Origin of the sequence: Bradyrhizobium sp. CCGUVB1N3 (genome assembly GCF_024199925.1) — a bacterium.
Classification (GTDB): Bacteria; Pseudomonadota; Alphaproteobacteria; order Rhizobiales; family Xanthobacteraceae; genus Bradyrhizobium.
This window is the reverse complement of record NZ_JANADR010000002.1, coordinates 201,703-219,840: the sequence shown is the minus strand read 5'-3', so window position 1 is coordinate 219,840 and position 18,138 is coordinate 201,703. Positions and strand designations below refer to the sequence as shown.

13 protein-coding genes and 6 pseudogenes are annotated in these 18,138 nt (G+C 61.8%); 7 read left to right on the top strand and 12 right to left on the bottom strand.

All coding sequences use genetic code 11. From position 1 onward, the window contains the following. Nucleotides 1–65 precede the first annotated feature (65 nt). Entirely contained in the window at nt 66–761 is a 696-nt protein-coding gene (locus tag NLM33_RS47775; protein ID WP_254106465.1) for a conjugal transfer ATPase VirC1, read from the top strand. A gap of 1 nt (nt 762) precedes the next feature. Next, the gene (locus tag NLM33_RS47770; protein WP_254106464.1) at nt 763–1,341 is read left to right on the top strand and encodes a VirC2 family conjugal transfer protein; all 579 of its coding nucleotides are present in this window, start codon (nt 763–765) and stop codon (nt 1,339–1,341) included. Between the two features lie 29 nt (nt 1,342–1,370). Here NLM33_RS47770 and NLM33_RS47765 read toward each other — a convergent pair. After that, nucleotides 1,371–1,553: pseudogene (locus NLM33_RS47765) on the bottom strand (hypothetical protein); the annotation flags it as partial. Between the two features lie 49 nt (nt 1,554–1,602). Here NLM33_RS47765 and NLM33_RS47760 point away from each other — a divergent pair. Both NLM33_RS47760 and NLM33_RS47755 read left to right on the top strand, forming a co-directional pair. Beyond that, nucleotides 1,603–2,730, top strand: a complete 1,128-nt coding sequence (locus NLM33_RS47760; protein WP_254106463.1) for a hypothetical protein — start codon at nt 1,603–1,605, stop codon at nt 2,728–2,730. Nucleotides 2,731–2,852: 122 nt separating this feature from the next. Next, nucleotides 2,853–3,179: a transposase gene (locus tag NLM33_RS47755; RefSeq protein WP_254106462.1), complete on the top strand. Its 327-nt coding sequence runs from the start codon at nt 2,853–2,855 to the stop codon at nt 3,177–3,179. Between the two features lie 448 nt (nt 3,180–3,627). Here NLM33_RS47755 and NLM33_RS47750 read toward each other — a convergent pair. Together NLM33_RS47750 and NLM33_RS47745 are read right to left on the bottom strand one after the other, a co-directional pair. After that, nucleotides 3,628–3,900, bottom strand: a pseudogene (locus tag NLM33_RS47750) (transposase); the annotation flags it as partial. A 261-nt stretch (nt 3,901–4,161) separates the two neighbouring features. Continuing rightward, nucleotides 4,162–4,281: pseudogene (locus tag NLM33_RS47745) on the bottom strand (ATP-binding protein); the annotation flags it as partial. A gap of 511 nt (nt 4,282–4,792) precedes the next feature. On the opposite strand from NLM33_RS47745, the gene NLM33_RS47740 reads away from it, so the two are divergent. Next, on the top strand, nt 4,793–6,895 hold the full coding sequence (locus tag NLM33_RS47740; protein WP_254104135.1) for a recombinase family protein: 2,103 nt from the start codon (nt 4,793–4,795) through the stop codon (nt 6,893–6,895). A gap of 15 nt (nt 6,896–6,910) precedes the next feature. Here NLM33_RS47740 and istB read toward each other — a convergent pair. From istB to NLM33_RS47725, 3 genes and pseudogenes are all read right to left on the bottom strand, one after another. Next, nucleotides 6,911–7,538, bottom strand: a pseudogene (gene istB, locus NLM33_RS47735) (IS21-like element helper ATPase IstB); the annotation flags it as partial. Continuing rightward, nucleotides 7,435–8,354, bottom strand: a pseudogene (locus tag NLM33_RS47730) (IS21 family transposase); the annotation flags it as partial. The pseudogenes istB and NLM33_RS47730, both read right to left, overlap by 104 nt. A 7-nt stretch (nt 8,355–8,361) precedes the next feature. Next, a protein-coding gene (locus NLM33_RS47725; RefSeq protein WP_254096555.1) for an IS630 family transposase occupies nt 8,362–9,431 on the bottom strand; the annotation gives its coding sequence in 2 pieces (ribosomal slippage) (nt 8,362–8,945 and nt 8,945–9,431; 1,071 coding nt in all). Between the two features lie 196 nt (nt 9,432–9,627). Between NLM33_RS47725 and NLM33_RS47720 the strand changes: the two genes are divergently transcribed. Then, nucleotides 9,628–10,353 (top strand): autoinducer binding domain-containing protein, encoded by a 726-nt coding sequence (locus NLM33_RS47720; RefSeq protein ID WP_254106461.1) that lies wholly within the window; start codon nt 9,628–9,630, stop codon nt 10,351–10,353. A 70-nt stretch (nt 10,354–10,423) separates the two neighbouring features. Here the strand turns inward: NLM33_RS47720 and NLM33_RS47715 are convergent. The 6 genes and pseudogenes from NLM33_RS47715 to traA all read right to left on the bottom strand — a co-directional run. Then, nucleotides 10,424–10,979, bottom strand: a pseudogene (locus NLM33_RS47715) (IS630 family transposase); the annotation flags it as partial. Between the two features lie 170 nt (nt 10,980–11,149). Continuing rightward, nucleotides 11,150–11,470, bottom strand: a complete 321-nt coding sequence (locus NLM33_RS47710; protein WP_254106460.1) for a transcriptional repressor TraM — start codon at nt 11,468–11,470, stop codon at nt 11,150–11,152. A gap of 536 nt (nt 11,471–12,006) precedes the next feature. Continuing rightward, nucleotides 12,007–12,627 (bottom strand): TraH family protein, encoded by a 621-nt coding sequence (locus NLM33_RS47705; protein ID WP_254106459.1) that lies wholly within the window; start codon nt 12,625–12,627, stop codon nt 12,007–12,009. A gap of 9 nt (nt 12,628–12,636) precedes the next feature. Next, entirely contained in the window at nt 12,637–13,872 is a 1,236-nt protein-coding gene (locus NLM33_RS47700) for a conjugal transfer protein TraB (RefSeq protein WP_256570630.1), read from the bottom strand. Next, nucleotides 13,793–14,326 carry a conjugative transfer signal peptidase TraF gene (gene traF, locus NLM33_RS47695; protein ID WP_371930189.1) on the bottom strand — a complete coding sequence of 178 codons (534 nt, stop codon included), beginning with the start codon at nt 14,324–14,326 and terminating at the stop codon, nt 13,793–13,795. Before traF ends, NLM33_RS47700 begins: the two co-directional genes overlap by 80 nt. Further along, entirely contained in the window at nt 14,323–17,631 is a 3,309-nt protein-coding gene (traA, locus tag NLM33_RS47690; RefSeq protein WP_254106457.1) for a Ti-type conjugative transfer relaxase TraA, read from the bottom strand. Before traA ends, traF begins: the two co-directional genes overlap by 4 nt. Before the next feature lie 244 nt (nt 17,632–17,875). Between traA and traC the strand changes: the two genes are divergently transcribed. Further along, nucleotides 17,876–18,136 carry a conjugal transfer protein TraC gene (gene traC / locus NLM33_RS47685; protein WP_254106456.1) on the top strand — a complete coding sequence of 87 codons (261 nt, stop codon included), beginning with the start codon at nt 17,876–17,878 and terminating at the stop codon, nt 18,134–18,136. The last annotated feature ends 2 nt before the right edge of the window (nt 18,137–18,138 follow it).

The window sequence follows — 18,138 nt, the reverse complement described above, 5'->3', positions numbered from 1 at the left end:
GCAGCGCCTACACATCTCACGTCACAAGCCGCGTCAAAACTGTTTGAGCACGGGGGCGATCGGATATGAAACTAATCACTTGCTGCTCATTCAAAGGAGGAGCCGGTAAAACCACAGCATTGATGGGGCTGTGTTCGTCATTCGCAGAAAAAAAGTATAATGTCGCTCTTTTCGAAGCGAATAAAGACCGTCCGCTCAATAAGTGGAAAGAAAATGCTTTGAGCAACGGCGCTTGGGACCCTGGGTGCGAAGTATTCGTTGCGGATGAAGTTCCCCTACTCGAAAAAGCATATGCACAGGCGGAAGCTATCGGCTTTAGGTACGCGCTTGCGCATACTCACGCCGGCTTGAGCGAACTCAATGATACTATCATTGCCAGCTCCGATTTCATTCTGATGCCTACCATGCTGACACCTGGAGGTCTCGACGAAGCACTTACGACGTACCGATACGTACTCGAACTTCTAATAGAGGAGAAACTTGAAATCAAAACCGCCATTCTTCGTCAGCGAGTGCCGACTTGCAGTCTGACCGCCGCTCAGCAGAATGTGCAAGACATGCTGGCCCTCCTGCCGATGTTGGAGACCCCGATGTATGAGCGTGATGCCTTCGCTTTTATGAAAGAACGCGGTATGCTCCAGATTACGATGCTGAATATGTCACGCGCTCCCGCAATGCGGCCTATGTTGCATATCACCCGGCGCGCAATGGACGAACTAGCGCTCATCGGCGACGTCATCGAGAAGGCATTGGAGGATTGATGTGGCTTTCCGCAAGATGACCGGTTCACGGCAGGCAGCGCGTCTCGCTTCGACGATTTTGGAAAACCGGAGTAGTATGACTATCTCATCTCTATCTGCGGCGTTGACACCACTCGAACCAGTTGCCCCACCGATAGTGAACGCAAGGGGCCCGACCTCCTTATCGTCCGTGGAAAGGAAACGCATCCTTTCGAATCAGCGCGCCGAGCCAGATCCCAAGGTGCAGGTATTTCTGTCAGCTGCGCTTCCCGCTCCCGGCTTCTCTCCGGGTTTTGACAGCCTGTGCGGGCAGTATCGCCCGGCGAAGGCTCTACAGATGATTTTACGGTGCGCGTTAGACGATTACCAGGTGATCCTGTTAAGCGCCTCATTGACCAAAGCTGCTCCTTATCCTGTTGAGGAGCCGCTGACGCTCATTTCAACATCGCGGATGATACCCCGACGGACGATTGAGATCGCTCTCGCGCATTTTGATCCACTCGGGCTGGAAAGTGCGCGCGCCTTCGGCCGTAAACTGGCGAGCGCCGCGCTCGGCATGTTCTTCGAGAACGAAAGGAACGGCATCCGTCAGCATCGCTGATCGGCACCGCGGTACTTCGGGCGGTTCTCTGTTGGTCTGCGGCTCGTGGCCAATAGTCTGTCGAGGAGCTGTGCCGCCGAGGCTGCATCCCGCTCCTGCGTAAACAGCGGATTAATGCTTTGCTTGGCATCTCGCAACGACGAAGCCTGCAGCGTCAGGGTATCCTTAACCGACGCACCACCAATCAACAGATCCAGAATCAGGTCACGCATATGGATTCAGAATCCCCAAGAAACTGTAACTGTAATTAGAAGGGACACCATGACAGGGGAATGGACGCAGAACGATGTTTTGGAGCGGTTCGCAGCGCTGACAAAGGTAGCCCGTCTGATGCGGCGGCGGGCCAATGCGGACCCGGCAGATTTGATGCGCATCCGCGACGCGTTCGAGGCAAAGGAAAGGGCGATCGGATATACTACCGAATGCATCGCCCAAGAGCTCCATAAGATTGAGCCTCAGATCTTCAGACCAGAACTCCACGCGCGCTTCAAGGAGGTGGGCGACAGCATCGACCGACATGTCAGTTCCGGTCCGATCGGAGCCGACAAGCGTCGGGCATTGATCGAGAGGGTCGAGGCTTACGTCTCCTCTTCCGCCGGTGTTCTGAGGGCCCTTGAGCCCGCGGATGATGAGACGATAGCAAAAGCCCTTAATGTGAAAGCATCCATGGTCTCTTACATCTTCGACAGAGAGATCGGCCGGCAGCAGCACCTCGCCGCAGTTGATCGACCATTCGACGGCCACGATGCCCGACGATTGAATGATTCGCTCGGCGAGCTACACCACGAAGTAGATCGACGGATTGTGACGAATGACTACATGTTCTCCAAGCCCGCGCATGATCGCGTGGGCTTTTTTCCCGATCAGATCGAGAGACAGCTCGAAGAGGAATATCAAATTGTACACAGCAGGCCACCAGATTTGACACTGGCGCGGGTCGACCAAAATCTGCAAGCAGCGGCAGAAGCCGCGACCCGGGATGATATATCGGACGAGTTTTTCTTGTCATCGCCGGAAAACTCACCAGCAGCTTCTGCGACGACTTCTCCTCGGGGAACTTCGTCGCGCCAGCGCAAGCATGAGGAGATCTCCTCGATCGATGAGGGACCCTGGATGGGCCTGCCGGCACGTCGCCGAAGGCTCAGCCAACCTGGGCAGTCTTCGACGTCCAGCATCGTGTTGGGGCCTCGTTCCGAGGCGATCGACGCCCGAGACAATCTTCTTGTGGACGGGCAAGCCGCTAACCTTCATCAGTCGGATCGCCCGCCGCTTCAGGGGCCCGACCAGGGAGTCGGATCGATTGCACGTAGTGCTCCGCCCTCTGACTCGACCAATCAGCGCCCCTCGCGCGAGCGTCAGAGGAACCGTGGCGGAGGACTGGAATACTGAACGCTTCCCGAGTGCTGTGGTGCGGGTGGAAAAGCCGCTTGTCGTGTTTCACCCAAGCCTGTGAAGCAGCCGGCCGTTGTCGGCTGAGAGGTGGGGATTTCGCTGGAGCACGGGTCGCGCAGATGTATCGTCTGATCATGGCGATTCGTCCCGACGCTCTCCCGACCGATCCGGCGGCTCTGACCGAGATGCTCGCGCTTGACGTTGAGAACGAGAAGCTGCGTGTAGCGCTCAACGAGATGATCTTCGGGAAGCGCTCGGAGCGGCTTGCGGTGCTCGTGGACGAACAGCTTGCGCTCGAGCTGGGCGATCTTGAGGCCGACGCTACGCTGCCTGCGCCCGCCAACGATGATGTGGTGCTGCCGCTGCCGATTGAATCCATCAAGGCCAGCGCGGTCGCAGAATTTGCGTACAACGTCGACAGCGAATTGAGTATCTCGCTTATTTGACCGGGAAGGAATTCCGATTGCTCGTTGTATTGGCTCTGGCCCCACTCTGAGAGCTTGTCCCACCAGTCAATTTTATTGACGAAAGCTTCCCATGACATGCCCGGCACCTCTCAAAAACAAAAAAGCCAAAGACAGTAGCGACCTTCGCCTCGAAGGCGTTCGATCTTCATGCGATAAATCTCGAATGTTCTGACCTTCGCCGCGTCACGTTCAAGACGGTAGGCAAGAACGGCAATCTGGCCGGCAAGCGCCAGGACCTGGGAATCCTCGGAAATCGCGGCATTCAGGCTTCCCTCTTGGATGCAGGCGCCGGTTCGGGCGGCGTCGGGATCGAGTTCGGTCAGGCCACATGGAGCCAGAAGTCCTTGATGCTCCCCTTGGATGCGACCCTCGACGCCGAAGCCAAGATCCAGTTGAACGTCGACATGATCGCCAGCGGCGTGGTCCGCACGTCGGTGGCCCTGGCTCCCTCCACGGTAGCGCTGAAGAGCCAGTTTTTCCTGCCGCAGGCAAAAATCCTGATATCGCGTTCCAGAAGGTTGTTGTCGATCGGCATGCTGCCGTCCTTGGCGTAGCGCGTCAGATATTCCCATTGGTTGAGCGTATAGGAGACCGCATCCTCAAGCTTGGTATCGGGCACAACCTTGGGAGCGATTGCATCGAGCCACGCCTTGAGGGCGTCCAGGACCGGGAGGCTGTGTTTCTGGCGCAAGCGGCGTATGTAATGTAAACGGTACGAGAGGGCCACGGACTTGGTGCGGACGGCCTACGCTGCGCATTCCAGGGATGGTGATCAGTGGTTCCAGACGATGGTGATCACGGATTCCAGTGATCGTGATCATGTTCGGAAGCGGACACGACTGACGATTGCATCTGTGCTGGAAATGGTCTCCTGGTCAAGGCTGGCGGGCTGGCTTGGAGATCGTTCCGACGGTCCATGGGAGGGGCCTGTGGGCCGGCGGGGCGATCGTGTGCGAGGCGCTCACGGTTTTTTCTTTTCGCCAGCCTGACGCCGGAGACTGTCGCCTTTGAGCTCGAGGCGGTGCGCATTGTGAATGATGCGGTCCAATATCGCATCGCCAAGGGTGGGATCACCGAACACGACAGAGTGCCCCTATTCTTGACCGGGTCGTGTCTCACGTCACGATCACCGACCCGCATCATTTTCTGTTCGGGCACCGGCTTGAAGTGCTGAAGGAGCGGTCGGGACGTGGTCCCGCCTACGTTGTTGTCGCGCTGCCGGACGGACGACGGCGGGGAGTTCGGATCGCGTCGACGGACCTTGCCGAGACGTCGATCACTTCCTGCCCGAACGCGGCCGATCTGCCGCGCATCAGTGTGCGTACGCTGATCCCATTGATGCAACATTTGAGCGCGAGTCTGGGCCTTCTCAACGAGAAGGTGATTCGCGATGACCCACCGACCGCTTCCAGGTCACGTTGCGTATCGACCCCTGCCGACGTTGGCAAATCCCTCCGGCCATCCGACAGCCGACATTCCGCGCCTTTGGCCGAATCTGTCGACCGCGACGCAAACGCAGATTGCTCAAACAATCGCCGCGCTGATGCGGCGAATGCAAGCGATCCCCGGCACGCCCGGAAGGGGACTGGGTCGTGCTGATCAGATCGAACATCGCTGACGAGCGGCTCACGACCGCACACCGAGCCAAGTTGGCCTACGTCTACGTGCGGCAGTCATCCGTGAACCAGGTGCGCCAACATCAGGAGAGCACCGAGCTGCAGTACCGCCTTGTCGATCGTGCCATCGGTCTGGGCTGGCCGCCTGAGCGCGTCCAGGTGATTGACGAGGATCTGGGCAAATCCGGCGCTGGCGGCGTGGATCGCCATGGTTTCCAGAAGCTCATCGCCGAGATCGGCCTTGGCAACGCAGGTCTTGTGGTGAGTCTCGACGCTTCTCGCTTGGCCCGCAACAACCGGGACTGGCATCAGCTTCTCGAACTGTGCTCGGTATTCGGTGTGCTCATTGCGGATGGCGAGCGGCTTTACGATCCACGCGCCTACCACGACCGCTTGCTGTTGGGCTTGTCCGGCATCATGAGCGAGGCGGAGTTGCATCAACTTCGGATGCGCCTTCACCAAGGGGAGCGCCAGAAGGCGGCGCGGGGCGAACTGCGGCTACCTCTGCCAGCCGGGCTCGCCTACGATCGAGCAGGCATGATTATTCTCAATCCCGATGAGGAGGTGCAGGCTCGTCTGCATCTCGTGTTCGCCAAGTTCCGGGAACTGCAAAGCGCTCGCCGTGTGATGCGTTACTTGGACAGGAACGGATTGTTCTTGCCGGCTCGACCGCTGCTTGGACCGTCTCCACACGAGATCGTCTGGCGTGCGCCAGATAGTACACGCGTCCTTAATATCCTTCAGAATCCGGCCTATGCTGGCGCTTATGTTTATGGCCGCCGGCAAAAGGATCCGAGCCGATGCCGGCCGGGATCGCTGACGGGAACGGTCAAGGTGGCGATCGCGGATTGGGCGGTATGCCTCCACGCCGCTCACCCAGGCTATATCGGCTGGGAGGAGTTCATGGCCAACCAGGGGCGACTGGCGGATAACATCTGCCGCTTTGAGGCAGGACACTCGGGTGTACCGCGCAAGGGGGCAGCCCTGTTGCAGGGAATTGGGATTTGCGGTCGTTGTGGACGGCGCATGAGCATGCGCTACACGGGCCCGAATGCCGACTATCCGGTCTATTGCTGCCGCTCGGATCGGGACCAGCAAGGCAGTGCGATGTGCCAGGAAGTCCGGGCCTTGGCGGTTGACGCGCTGGTCGAGCGGATGGTCCTCGATGCTCTGGTGCCGGATCAGATTGAGATCGCAATCGCAGCCGCGGGCCAACTGGAGCAGGAGAGCCGTCAGCTCGAGCGCCAGTGGGCGCTTCGCGTGGAGCGCGCCCGCTACGACGCCGAGCGCGCTCGGCGTCAGTATGACGCCGTAGAGCCCGAGAACCGTCTTGTGGCGCGCTCACTCGAGCGGGCTTGGGAGGAGAGGCTGCGCGTCGTCGAGGCGGTCGAGCAGGAGCATGCGCGTTGGCGCGCGCAAGAGCCGCTTCTGATTGGCCCAGTGGAACGCGCAGGGCTACAAGCGCTCGCCGAGAACCTGCCGCGGATTTGGAACGCGGCGACCACGTCGGCAGCTGATCGCAAGCGCATTCTTCGATTTGTCATCCGCCAAGTCGTTCTTGATCAGAAGCGAGCCCAAGGTCAGGTGTGGCTCAAGATCGTCTGGCAGACCGGCGCAATCAGCGAGCATCACGTGCAACGCCGCGTTCACACCTACCGCGATTACATCGACATTGCTCGATTGCGTCAACGGATCGTCGAGTTGAACGCTGAACACAAAATGGATGGCGAGATCGCGGCAATACTCAATCAGGAAGGCTTCGTCGCGGCTCGAGGCTGCGACTTCAAAGGCGAGAATGTCTGGCTATTACGTACCCGCTGGGGCATTCCCACCGTTAAAATCAACGGCGTGGACAAGAATCCGATGCGCTGGCCCGACGGCAGCTTCTCGATTCAGGGCGCAGCGGCTGAGCTTGGGGTGACCCCGCAGACGGTGTTCGATTATCTCGCGCGGGGATTGCTGGCAGGTCGGCAGCTAACCAAAGGCCAGCCATGGCAGATCGAGCTCTCAGACGACCAAATCAGTCAGCTTCGTAATCGGGTACGACGCACCAAGCGTTCGAAGAAGGAGGCATCATGAAGTCATTGGCTCGCCGAAGACGCTCGGCCATTCGCCAAAGGCGAGATTGGTGGTCAAAATGACGGAGGCGCGCTCATAAAGCCGGCTGACGAGGTGGAAGAGAAGCTGGCCCCCCGACTGAGCGAAGGGAAGATATCCAAGTTCGTCCAGAACGATGAAGTCCATCCGGGTCAGATGCTCAGCAAGCCGCCCCTGACCGTCCGCTGCGGGTCTCGGCCTCGAGCCGGTTGACGAGGTCGACGACATTATAAAATCGTCCCCGGGCTCCGGATCGGATGCAGCTCCTGGCGATTGCGATCGCAAGATGGGTCTTGCCGGTTCCGGTACCGCCCACCAGCACGACGTTGCGTTGTTGGGCGATGAAGCCACCGCCGGCGAGGTCATTGACGAGCGTCTGGTTGATCGGCGTGCCGTCGAACTGGAAGTCGGCGATATCCTTGGCGAGCGGGAGCTTGGCGATCGTGAGCTGGTATTTGATCGATCGAGCTTGCTTCTCGTTGATCTCGGCGTTGAGCAGGTCGCCGACGATGCGCTGAGGTTCATGCTGTCGCTTGACGGCGGTCGCCATGATCTCGTCGAAGGCGGCTTTCATGCCGTAGAGCTTGAGTTCGCCCATGAGGTCGAAGATTTGGGTTCGTTCCATCAGCTGGTCCTCCGGAGGTTGTCGTAACGGGCACAATCGGCGATCGGCGCATGGCGGAGCGTTCATGATGTTGGCCGGTGGAGCGGGTTCGCGTTGCCGGGCCAGGATGTTGATCACGACATCGGCGGAATGGACGCCATGACCGAGGGCTTCGGCACAGGCGGCTTCTACCGCCGGCAGGCCGTCAGTCAGCACGGCGTTGAGGATGTCGACCATCTGCCGATTGCCATCGTCGGTGCTGGCGAGCCTGCGCCGGATCCGCTCGATCGCTGCCGGCAGCACCCAGTCCTTGAAGGGAGCGCCATTGCGCAAGGCGCCGGGTTTGCGAGCCAGCACCGGCACGTAGTGCCAGGGATCGTAGGTCGTCTCGCCGCGGCCAAAAGATCGCGGGTGCTCCGCGACGATGCATCCATCCTGACGGATCACGATGAGGCCGGCATAAGCTTGGACCTCGACCGGGCGCCCGACCGCGCTGGCTGCGACTGAGTATTTGTTGTTGTCGAAGCGCACCAGACAGGTCTTCGAGACCGACGCCGTCACCGCATGGAAGCCGTCGAAGCGGCCGGCATAGGGAACGAGCTTGGGACGCTCGGCTTCGAACACCTCCCAGACCGTCTGCTCGGCAAACTCCGGATGGCGATGCGCCTTGGCGTAGGCGATGCATTTATCGAGCAGCCAGGCGTTCAACTCGTCCAGCGTCTTGAACCGTAGCCGAGGGGTGAAAAAGCGCTCCCTGACCAACCCGACCTGGTTCTCGACCTGGCCCTTCTCCCAGCCCGAGGCTGGCGTGCAAGCCACCGGATCAACCAAGTAATACCAATCCTCATAATGATCGACCGATGTAAGCCCAATCGCGGAGCCCGATCGACATGATCTTCCACGGCTGCGCGATGAGGGTGTTCCAGGCGTAACAGCAGTGGTCGACGATGTCGTCGTAGGATTTGAAGACGCGGTTTGACAGCCAATTTTGGCGCATGAACTGCCAGATGTTCTCCTGGCTGTTCAGCTCGGGCGAACGCGGCGGCAATGGCAGCAGCGAGATGTTGTGCGGAACGCTCAGCTGCTTCGCTCCGTGCCATCCAGCCTGATCGAGGATGATGATGGCGTGGGCACCATGGCTGACCTTGGTGGATATCTCATCGAGATGAAGCTGCATTGCTTCGGTGTTGCAGAAAGGTAGTACCAGAGCGGCGCCAGTTCCGAGTTCAGGACATACGGCACCGAACAGGTACGTCGATTGCGTACGCTGGTCATGGGCTGCCCGCGGCCGCGATCCCTTTCTGGCCCAGCGATAGGTGAGCTTATTCTTCTGGCCCACCCGCATCTCATCCTGGAACCACACCTCTACCGGCGTGTCCGGCGCAAGGCTGCTGCGGATGTCCTCCACGCTGGAGTGGAAGTTTTTTTATATGCCTCGATCGCATCGGGATCCTGCTTGTAAGCTCTCGGCCGGGCGCTGACGTGTGAGAAGCCGAGGTCCTTGAGGGCGCGATAGACCGTGTCGTCTGATACCGAGATGCCAAACTCCTCGTGCAGCCGCATGATCAGGTCACACGCCCGCCAGCGCACCACGCCATGGATGGCCGGGATCGGCCCTTCGTCCACGATCTGCGCCAGAAACGCCCGATGCTCCTCGTTGAGCTTCGCCGGCGCACCTGGCGCGGGGACATTGATCAAACCATCCGGCCCTTGCTCGTTGAACCGGATCACCCAGTCGCGTAGCGTCTGCCGGTCCATCCCGCCGACCTTGGCGGCCTCCGTGCGCGAGGCGCCATCGAGCACCGCAGCAATCGCCAGAAGCCGCCGAACCTGATCGCTGTCCTTCGCCCGCCGCGCTAACCGGCGCACCTCAACCGCCGTCAAATCCGTCCGAACCGCAATCGGCTGGCCCATGGCAACTCCCTCCAATTGCCATGTTGAATCATCGACCCGCTGATTTGGAAAGCCCCACCGTGAGTCACCACCTCAGCGGATTAGTATAAGCCAGCAAGAGGTTGAATTTCGTGGAGTAGCTCTGAAAAGCTGATCAAATCAAAAGAATGACAGATTCGTGATGCTCTTCCGCCGAGCGAGGCGGCCATTGCTTTGCTTGGAAGATGAAGGCGAGGAGGAACTCAGTTTGGATAGGCAGTTACAGGGGTTGATCGACGCTGTCGATCTGGCACGCGACGAGCGCTCCATTCGCAACGCGATCAAGACTTTTACTGTCTCATCCGGGTTCGAGCGCTATGCCTACATTCATGTTCACGGCAATGACGCGGTTGCTTTCAGCGATTATCCTACGGAGTGGTTGAACCTTTATTCTGCAAAGCATTACACGATCATCGACCCTGTCGTGACGACCGCCAAGCGCAGCATGCGGATGTTCGCCTGGTCAGCGGAGGTGCGCAGGAGCTCGCGCGAGATCAAGCAATTCTTTTCCGAGGCAACTGACTTCGGCATCCGCTCGGGCGTTTCCGTTCCGATCAGGACAAGCTATGGCCGCACCGCGATGATCACGCTCGCATCAGATCGGCAGCGGGTCGAGGTCCCGCCATGGGATCCGTTGCAGGCAGCATTGGCGCTCGCCTACATTCACGTTCGCCTCAGCCTGGCGTCTGGGTCGTCCTTCAAAACAGGGAATGTGACGTTGTCGACGCAGGAAGCGACCTCGCTCAGCTGGTCGTCACACGGCAAGTCAATGAATGTGATCGCGGACTTGCTTGGGATCAGGCCACGAACGGTCCAATTCTATCTGGATAATGCGCGCGACAAACTCGGCGCCAGCAATCTTCAGCAAGCCGTCCGTATCGCCATGGAGAAGAAGTTGATTTAGTGTCCTGAACCAGAAGTTCGCAATGTCGCGTCGTGTTTCGCCGGGACATTTGCTCGCGATCGAGCGCCTAAATCTGGCTCTTCTCATCGATGCTGAGGACAAGAGCTCGGTTCAGTGGGGATAGGTGAAAGCCAACGATGTCGCGCACCTCATCGACGAACTTCGACGAACAGCGGGTCACTCGACAGCGAGAATGTCTGGTTACGGTGCGGCTGCAAGCCGAGCGCTGCCCACATTCGGCGGATCGTGCTGTGGAAAAAGCCAGTTTCCGCAGCCATCGAGCGGATCGACCAGTGCGTCGCATCGGCCTGCGTCGTCCGCAACGTGCGCTCTATCACCGCAGCGACCTGATCGCCGTTGATGGTTCGAGGGCGGCCAGGGCGGGCCTCGTCAAGGAGACCCTCACAGCGATCCTTCAAAAATCGGCGACGCCACTTGCCAACGGTGTGTTCGTGGAGGCCGAGTTCGGCAGCCACAGACTTACTTGGCAATCCATCCGCGCATCGCAGGATCGCACGGCATCGCTCACATAGCGACCGGTCAACACGATGACGACGAGCTTGCGTCTCCAAGTACGTCCGCTCCTGCTGACTCAGCACCAACGTCGCGGTCGGTCCGACTCTCACACTGCGTTCGCCACAAGCGCTCCCCTTTAGGGGGGCCCGCGCTTCTTTTATGTGACGAACTTGCATTCCCAGTTGACTAGGTCCACCGTGACACGTTACCGGATGATCCCGCTCTTCGCGAGCTAGGCTCAACGGCGTCACCCGGCCTGTAGCTCGCTTGCCATCGTCGATCATCCGGCGGGAACGTTGGGAACGTAGCCGAGGCGGTCGATCAGGCTGTTAAGGACAAGCTGGCGCGCCCGATGCTCGGTCTCCGCATGTTCATGGATTCGTTGGAGTTCTGCCCGACGTTCGGGACAAGAAGCGGTGTCAGCCTCAGCAGCTAGCCGCTGCAATCGGGCCGTCTCGGCGAGCGCGACGCTAGCACGGTATTCGCGAATGGCGTCGATGGTCAGGCGTTCAAGGTCAGATTGCGTCATTCCCCCAAAGACATGCTCAAGCTCGCAGTCGAGCCCGGCGTCGGGAGATTCATCATCATTGTTCGATGCCACAATTCTCACGCAGACTAGGTTAGGTCCGCGGTGCGCCCCCGCCGACGATAATCCCCTTGATCCCAAGCCGGGGGTTAGAAAACCGCGATTAGACGGTCCCTGTGACCTTTAGCACCGAGGCGCCTGGACATGCGTCGCAGGCCCCCGGCCATTAGGTCAGAGGATCCCGGTGCCGTCACGGCCGGCACCAACCGCTAATCGAGGGGTTTCTAAGCCCCAGGGCAGCGCGTACTGCCCTGCGATTCTTATAGATTGAAGAGGGGTTGGGCGCTAGCCGCGGAGAACCTGGCGAAATCGACCAAGTTGGTATGGCCTGAGCGGCCAAGAGCCTGGCAACATAAAAGAAGCGCCGATGGTTGGTGACGTCCGACTCCTGCTGCTCGATGTCGAGGAAATGCGATAGCCCTCAGAGCGGCGACCTCACGCCCCGCACAAGCCAGATCGCATCGCTCCAGATCAGCATCCGGAGTTCACGGCCTACGGCGTAACGCTGCCGCCTATCCACTTGGCTTGAGGCCGTTACACTCCGCAGAGGCCTATTTCGGCTTGCCAACGCCGATGCCGGTCAGATCGATCCTGATGCCCGCCTTGTTCGGATTGTCCGGCTCCTTGCCCTGGACGGTCCCATCGTCTGGACTGCTCGCGGGCTTGGCTGCGTCATCATCCGGTGGCTTGTGGGCCGCCTCCGACGCCCTCTTACGGGCTGGCAGGGTGCCAGGATCGGGCTCGTCGAATACATACTTCCCGTCGAAATATCCGCTCTTCCAGGCCTCGATCGCATCGCCGAACACCTCGTCGACCGGCGCGCCATACCAATTCGTGACGATGCGATAAACCTTGCCGAACAGCGCCGTGCCCATCCTGATATTGGCGCAGGTGTCGACCAGATCGGGTTTGAGTTCCGAGACATCGGTGATACCGAGCCCGGCTGGATATTGGGTCACGCCGACGCGGACCATCGCCTGGCCAACGTAACGGCGCACCAGCTCCATGGCGTCGTCCGGAGTCTTGGGCGGCGTTACGAGGATGACGCGGTTTCCGGTCCGGACGGTGACGGCGAGCGGATCGGGTGCCCCGACCGCGCGGATGAATTTCTCGACGATCGCGGGCCTCAAGCCCGGATCGGCGCATTGATGCATGGTGGCAGCATCGATCATGGCTGATCCTCAGGTGTTGAACGCGAGCACGAGCGGCAGGGCGAACAGCCGCGCCCAGGCTTGGGTGCTGGCTCGCTGAATGGCGAGGACGTTGGTTCCGGCGGTCCACCAATCGTTGCCGATCGCGACAAGCACGTTGGGCGACTGGAGCATCGACTGCAAGACGGGCCAGACGAGCAGTTGCTCGTAACAGATCAAGGGCGCGATGCGGCTGCCGGCGGACTCGCCGACGGGATCGGCAAAGAAGCTGGCTCTGGCCCCACCGCCCTGCGCCGTCCTTGCCAGCCAGGGTTGCCACATCGAGACAGGGACCGGCATGCGTTCGCCATAGAGCCGGCGCGCGCGACCGGCGCTGATCTCCACCATGGCATTGTCATAGCCTTCGCGATCGACGATCGCCGCACCAGCGATCAGCGTGACGTCGTTGCCGCGAAGGCCGTCCAACCAGAAGCCGCTTACGGTCGGCGTCCACAGCCCGGCCGCACTCTCGGGAAGCACGACAACGCGCGCTCCAGCCGCGGCCGCTTTGCGCACGCGCCAGAGAAACGCCTGGGATTGATCGAGGTCCGGAGCTCGGCCGAGCACGCTGCCAAGCTTGGTATCGAGACCAACCCATCCGTCGGGTTGCGACGGCGCGATCCAGTGCGCGGCCGACCAGGCCCAGAAGCTGGCCGCGACGATCGCCGCGATGGGCCACTTTCCGGTCGTCATGGTGAGCAGGATGGCTGCGGTCGCGCCCAGTCCCCACCATCCCCATCCCGGAAACAAAATGCCGGCCGCCGTGATCGGCTGCGCCCATCCGACGATGCCGAAGGGCGGCACGCTCATCAGGATCGCTGCGAGCGCAAACCAGAGCGCCCTGCCCCATCCCGGCCGGCTCTGCCACAGCACGGTGTGGACAAGGACGAAGCTGGCCGCAGCCCCGATCCACAAGGCGATGCCGACGCCGAAATCGGTGGCGTAAAAATTGACCGCTCCTTGCGGCAACCCGCGTGATGCCGCCAGGAAATAGGCGGCGCTCACTGCCGCTGAGATCGACCGTGAGGGCGCGAACGCCCACAGCGTCGGAAACGCGCAGGCAAGCGGCAGGGTGAGCGCGTGACCGCACCAGGCAACAGCCCCGACCACGGCCGCGGCGACGGCCATCGCCGCGCCCCGCCAGGAGCTATGGGCCGAAAGTGAGGACGGGCCGCGCGAGGCCAAGGACGCCCGATGACGGGATCGGGCCGAAGTAGCGGGAATCATAGGAGCCTGCGAAATCGGAGTGGAGATAGAGCTCGCCGGCGGGAACGATGCCGCCGGCAAACGGCGCGAGAGGACGGCCGGCGGCATCGGCATGCCGGACCTCGGAATCAGGGAGCGGACGGCCGTCGATCGAGACGCGATTGGCCACATCGACCTGTTGGCCGACGATGGCGACGACGGTCTTGATGAGCGGGCTTAAGCCCCCGGCGCACAGTCCGCGCCGGATGTAGCCGCGCGCGAATGCGCGTTCGAACTCGGCCGTATGCGGTGGACAGATGAAGACGAGATCGCCGACGGCCGCCTCACGATCCAGCATCTCAATCCGCCACAGGCCGCGGGGATAGCTTGGCGTCATGTTGACGCGCAGTCCGGCGCACCAGCCGGCGCAGGTTAGGGCAACAATGAGGCCCGTGCCGGCCGCCAGAATCATCACAGAGACGCGTCGAGACCTCATTTCAGGGTCTGTCCCTGGCGTTGGGCTAGACGCTCCGCCTCGGCCTGCTTGAGAGCCTGCGCGGTGCGCTCGCCGCTTGCGAGCTGCTGTGCTGCGCGCATGGTTGGCCAGGCCTCTTTCAGCTGCGCACGCCGCGCCGGATCCATGCCGGCGGCCACCTTCTCCAAGGTCTGCCCGCTCGGCTCCTTAGCGGCGTTCGGCAGGAAAGTCCGATCGCCAAAGCGCTCGGCGATGGCTTTGTTGAACCCGTCGATCTCGGCCTTCACCATCCGGTCCGCGAGCGCAAATTCGAGCGCGCTCGGCAGGTCGTTCCGGTCGATGGCGTCGCGCACGCGCTCAAGCACGCGGCGGGCATCGCGCGACAGAGCGGGGATCTCGATGGCGACGCGCTGCCGGATCGCGCGTTCCTCGGCCTCATGCTTGTGCTCGGCCTCGGCGCGAAGACGTAAGTAACGCTCGATGTCTTTCTTCAGCGCCGGCACATTGGCCTCGGCCCGTTGACGCTCTTGGCTCTTGGCCTTACCCGCAAGCAGGCCGACCTTCCCGCGGAGCGCGCCAAAGGATTCGGGCTTCAAGCCAAGACGCTCAAGCGTCGAAGTCGCAGTCGCGGAATCCTTCAGCATGGCGTCGAAGTTCGTCGCGCGGAACGCCCGCTCGGGATCGGCAAAGACGAGGCGGAAGCGGGTGGAGACGTCCTCCCATTGCTTCTTGATGGCGGGATCGGCGAGGATCCTGTCCTCGACGGTGTCGATGAGGGATTTGGGGAACGTGGTGACGCCGGCGACCATGGGTAGGGCCTCCTTCTTCGTGGCGGTGACGGTTGAGGTGCGCGCGTTGGCCAGCCCAAGCTTTTCGCCGACGGCGCGCAGGCGCCGGGCGAATAGGGCCAGCTTGTCCTTCTGGCGGATGGTCCAGCGGACACGGTCGAGGAGAAGCGTGCGGGCGACCTGGACGATGTGCAGCCCGCGGTTCGCGGCGAAGCGCAGCGCGTCCCGATAGAAGCGACCGCTGGCATAATCGAGGGTGGTTTCTTTCGCGTTCAGCCGCGACAGGACCGCGCTCAGCCCGCCGTTGAGACCGAACGATCGACGGCCGTAATACAGCGCCACGTCCTCGCGATGCCGGGTCATCGCGACATAGGTCAGGTGGCGGTCGAGCGAGAGGCTCGCCAGCACTTTCACCCGGTCGACGGTCGCGCCCTGGGATTTGTGAATGGTGGTGGCGTAGCCGTGATCGACGTGGGGATAGAACCGCTGATCGACCTCGACGCGCTGGCGATGCCCGCGCTCGCCGATCTCGGCGATGAACCGCCCCGGCTCGGCTTCCACGACCTTGCCGATCATGCCGTTCTTGACACCGAGCAAGCCCTCGTTCTGCAGGAACACGATCTGATCGCCGACGGCAAAGCGGCGCTCGCCATCCGCGGTCCGGAACGCATGTCCTTCCTCGAGGAGGCCGCGCTCGATCAGCTTGCCGCGCGCCATATCGTTGAGGGAGCGCACATCGCGGCGCAGATGCGCGAGGATCAGCGAGGTCTTCGCCGGATCGTAATCGCGGTTCCAGTCCACGATCAGGTTATCGATCGCCTGGGCCTTGAGCTCGGAGCCGAGAATGCGGCCCTGGGCGCGATAGGTTGCCAGCGCCTCAGTGATGCGTCCGCGCGCGAGATCGAGCGAGGCATCCCGCATCCATTGCGCGTGCTGGCGATAGATGGTCTCGAGCTCAGCATAGCCGATGCGCTCGGTGATCGACCGGAACGCGGCGCCCGCTTCAATCGGCTGAAGCTGGTCGGGATCGCCGACCAGGACGAGTTTTGCCCCAGTCCACGATGCGGCTTCCACGAAGGTCGCCATCTGCCGCGAGGCGATCATGCCGGCCTCGTCGATCACCATGACGGTCCGCCCATCGAGGACGTCACGGTCGTTCTGCCAGCGCAGCTCCCACGACGACAACGTATGCGAGACGATCCCCGCTTCCTTCGACAAGCCTTCGGCGGCCTTGCCGGCAAGCGCCGCGCCGACGACCCGATACCCGGCCGCTTCCCACACGTCGCGCGCCGCGCGCATCATCGTCGTCTTGCCGGCGCCAGCCCGCCCGATCACGGCCGCGATCCGCGCCGGCGCCATGACGTGCTCGATCGCCGCGCGCTGCTCCGCCGAGAGCTGCGCATGCCGCGCCAGCACCTCGCTTATGGCCTTCTCCCGGACGCTGAAGCTGTTGGTGCGGGCAAGGCCGATCGCGCGTCGTGCCATGTCGGCTTCCAGGTGGATCAGTTCGCGCGTTGTAAGCCTGGCCGGGGTCCGCGCGCCGCTCGCAAAGTCGACGCCAGCGGCCTGCAACCGCACGACATCCGGGCTTTGTAGGATGCGGTTCAGGAGGGCCTGGAAGCTGCCGGCGTCATCGATGTAGCGATGCAGCGCCTTGGCGAGATCGCGCTCGTCAAAGACGCTCTTCTCGCGGCTGACAAGCTCGAGCACGATCTCCGGCCGGCGCTCGATGCGTCGAGCATTCTCGGCCCGGCTCTCTTCGAAGACCGCCAGCCGATCAAGCCCGTGCGCCGCGCCTTCGACCTTCGCTTTCCGGTCGATCGCTTTTGCCGCGACACCGATATGGGTGGTCGGGACGAGGTCGATGCCGCGCTCGGCATAGGAGCGGCCATCGACACGGATCTCGAGGCCGGCGAGCGCGAGATGGTGGTTCTGCAGATCGATCCACCGCGCCCGTTGCGCCAAAAACTCCTGCTTGTCGCCGGCCCAGAGCGCATAGCGGATTTTGCCGGCGTCGGTGCGGAGCGGCTTGCCGTCGTCGCCTGATACGGCGACCCTCTTGCCGCCGAAACCCTCCTCAGTCAGCGGCCGCAGCGTCGTCATCAGGTGGACATGCGGATTGCCGGGTTCATCGTGATAGACCCAGTCGGCGACCTGTCCTCGCGCTAAAATCTCCTGCGCCACGAACTGGCGCATGAGAGCGATATTCTGTTCGGTCGTGAGCTCCACCGGCAGGGCGATGATCGCCTCCCGCGCGAACTGCGCATCGGAGCGTTTCTCGAAGGCCTCGACCTTGTTCCAGAATGCCTCGGTCGCGCTCGCGACGGAGCGGTCGGCGATCAGCGCGCGCGCCCAGGCCGGCGCATCGGGCGGCAGCAGGAATTCCTCATGCGCTAGCCCCCGCTTGTTCGAATAGTCGACGACCCTCGCCTCCGCCTCGTGCTCCATGCGGGCGCAATGGCGGTAAGCGGCCGACAGAACGGCGCTGCGGCCGCCGGCACGGCCGATGATCTGGACGGTGAAATGCGTAATGGCCACGAGGGGCGATCCCGAAGAGAACGAACATCCTGTTCGTCGGGATCGGCCCGCCCATTCGGGCTGGGAAGCAGGACGTCGCGTCAGCGACGTATAACTGCGCCCTTAGACCGCTCCTTCGGAACGGCGGGATGATCTTCCAAAGCGTCGGCTTCGCCGACCCCGTTAATTACCCGGGTCGCGCTTCGCGCTCAGCCCGGCTTTCCTTCGGACGCTTCGCGCAAGTTGAAAGGAAAGGTCTTTCGGAATGAAAAAGCCCTCGCGGCAGATCAGGGACGAAATCGCTCGGTTGCAGGATCAGCTGAGGCAGGCCGAAACCCGCGAAGCCGAGCGCATCGGCCGCATCGCGCTCAAGGCTGGGATGGGCGAAATCGAGATCGAGGAAGGCGCTCTGCTGTCGGCCTTCGAGGAGATCGCCGGCCGGTTTCGCAAAGGTGGGAGCAGACCCGCCAAGGCGGCCGCGGCCGACGCGCCTGGCGCGTCTTCGGATCTGGCTGAACAGGGCTGAAC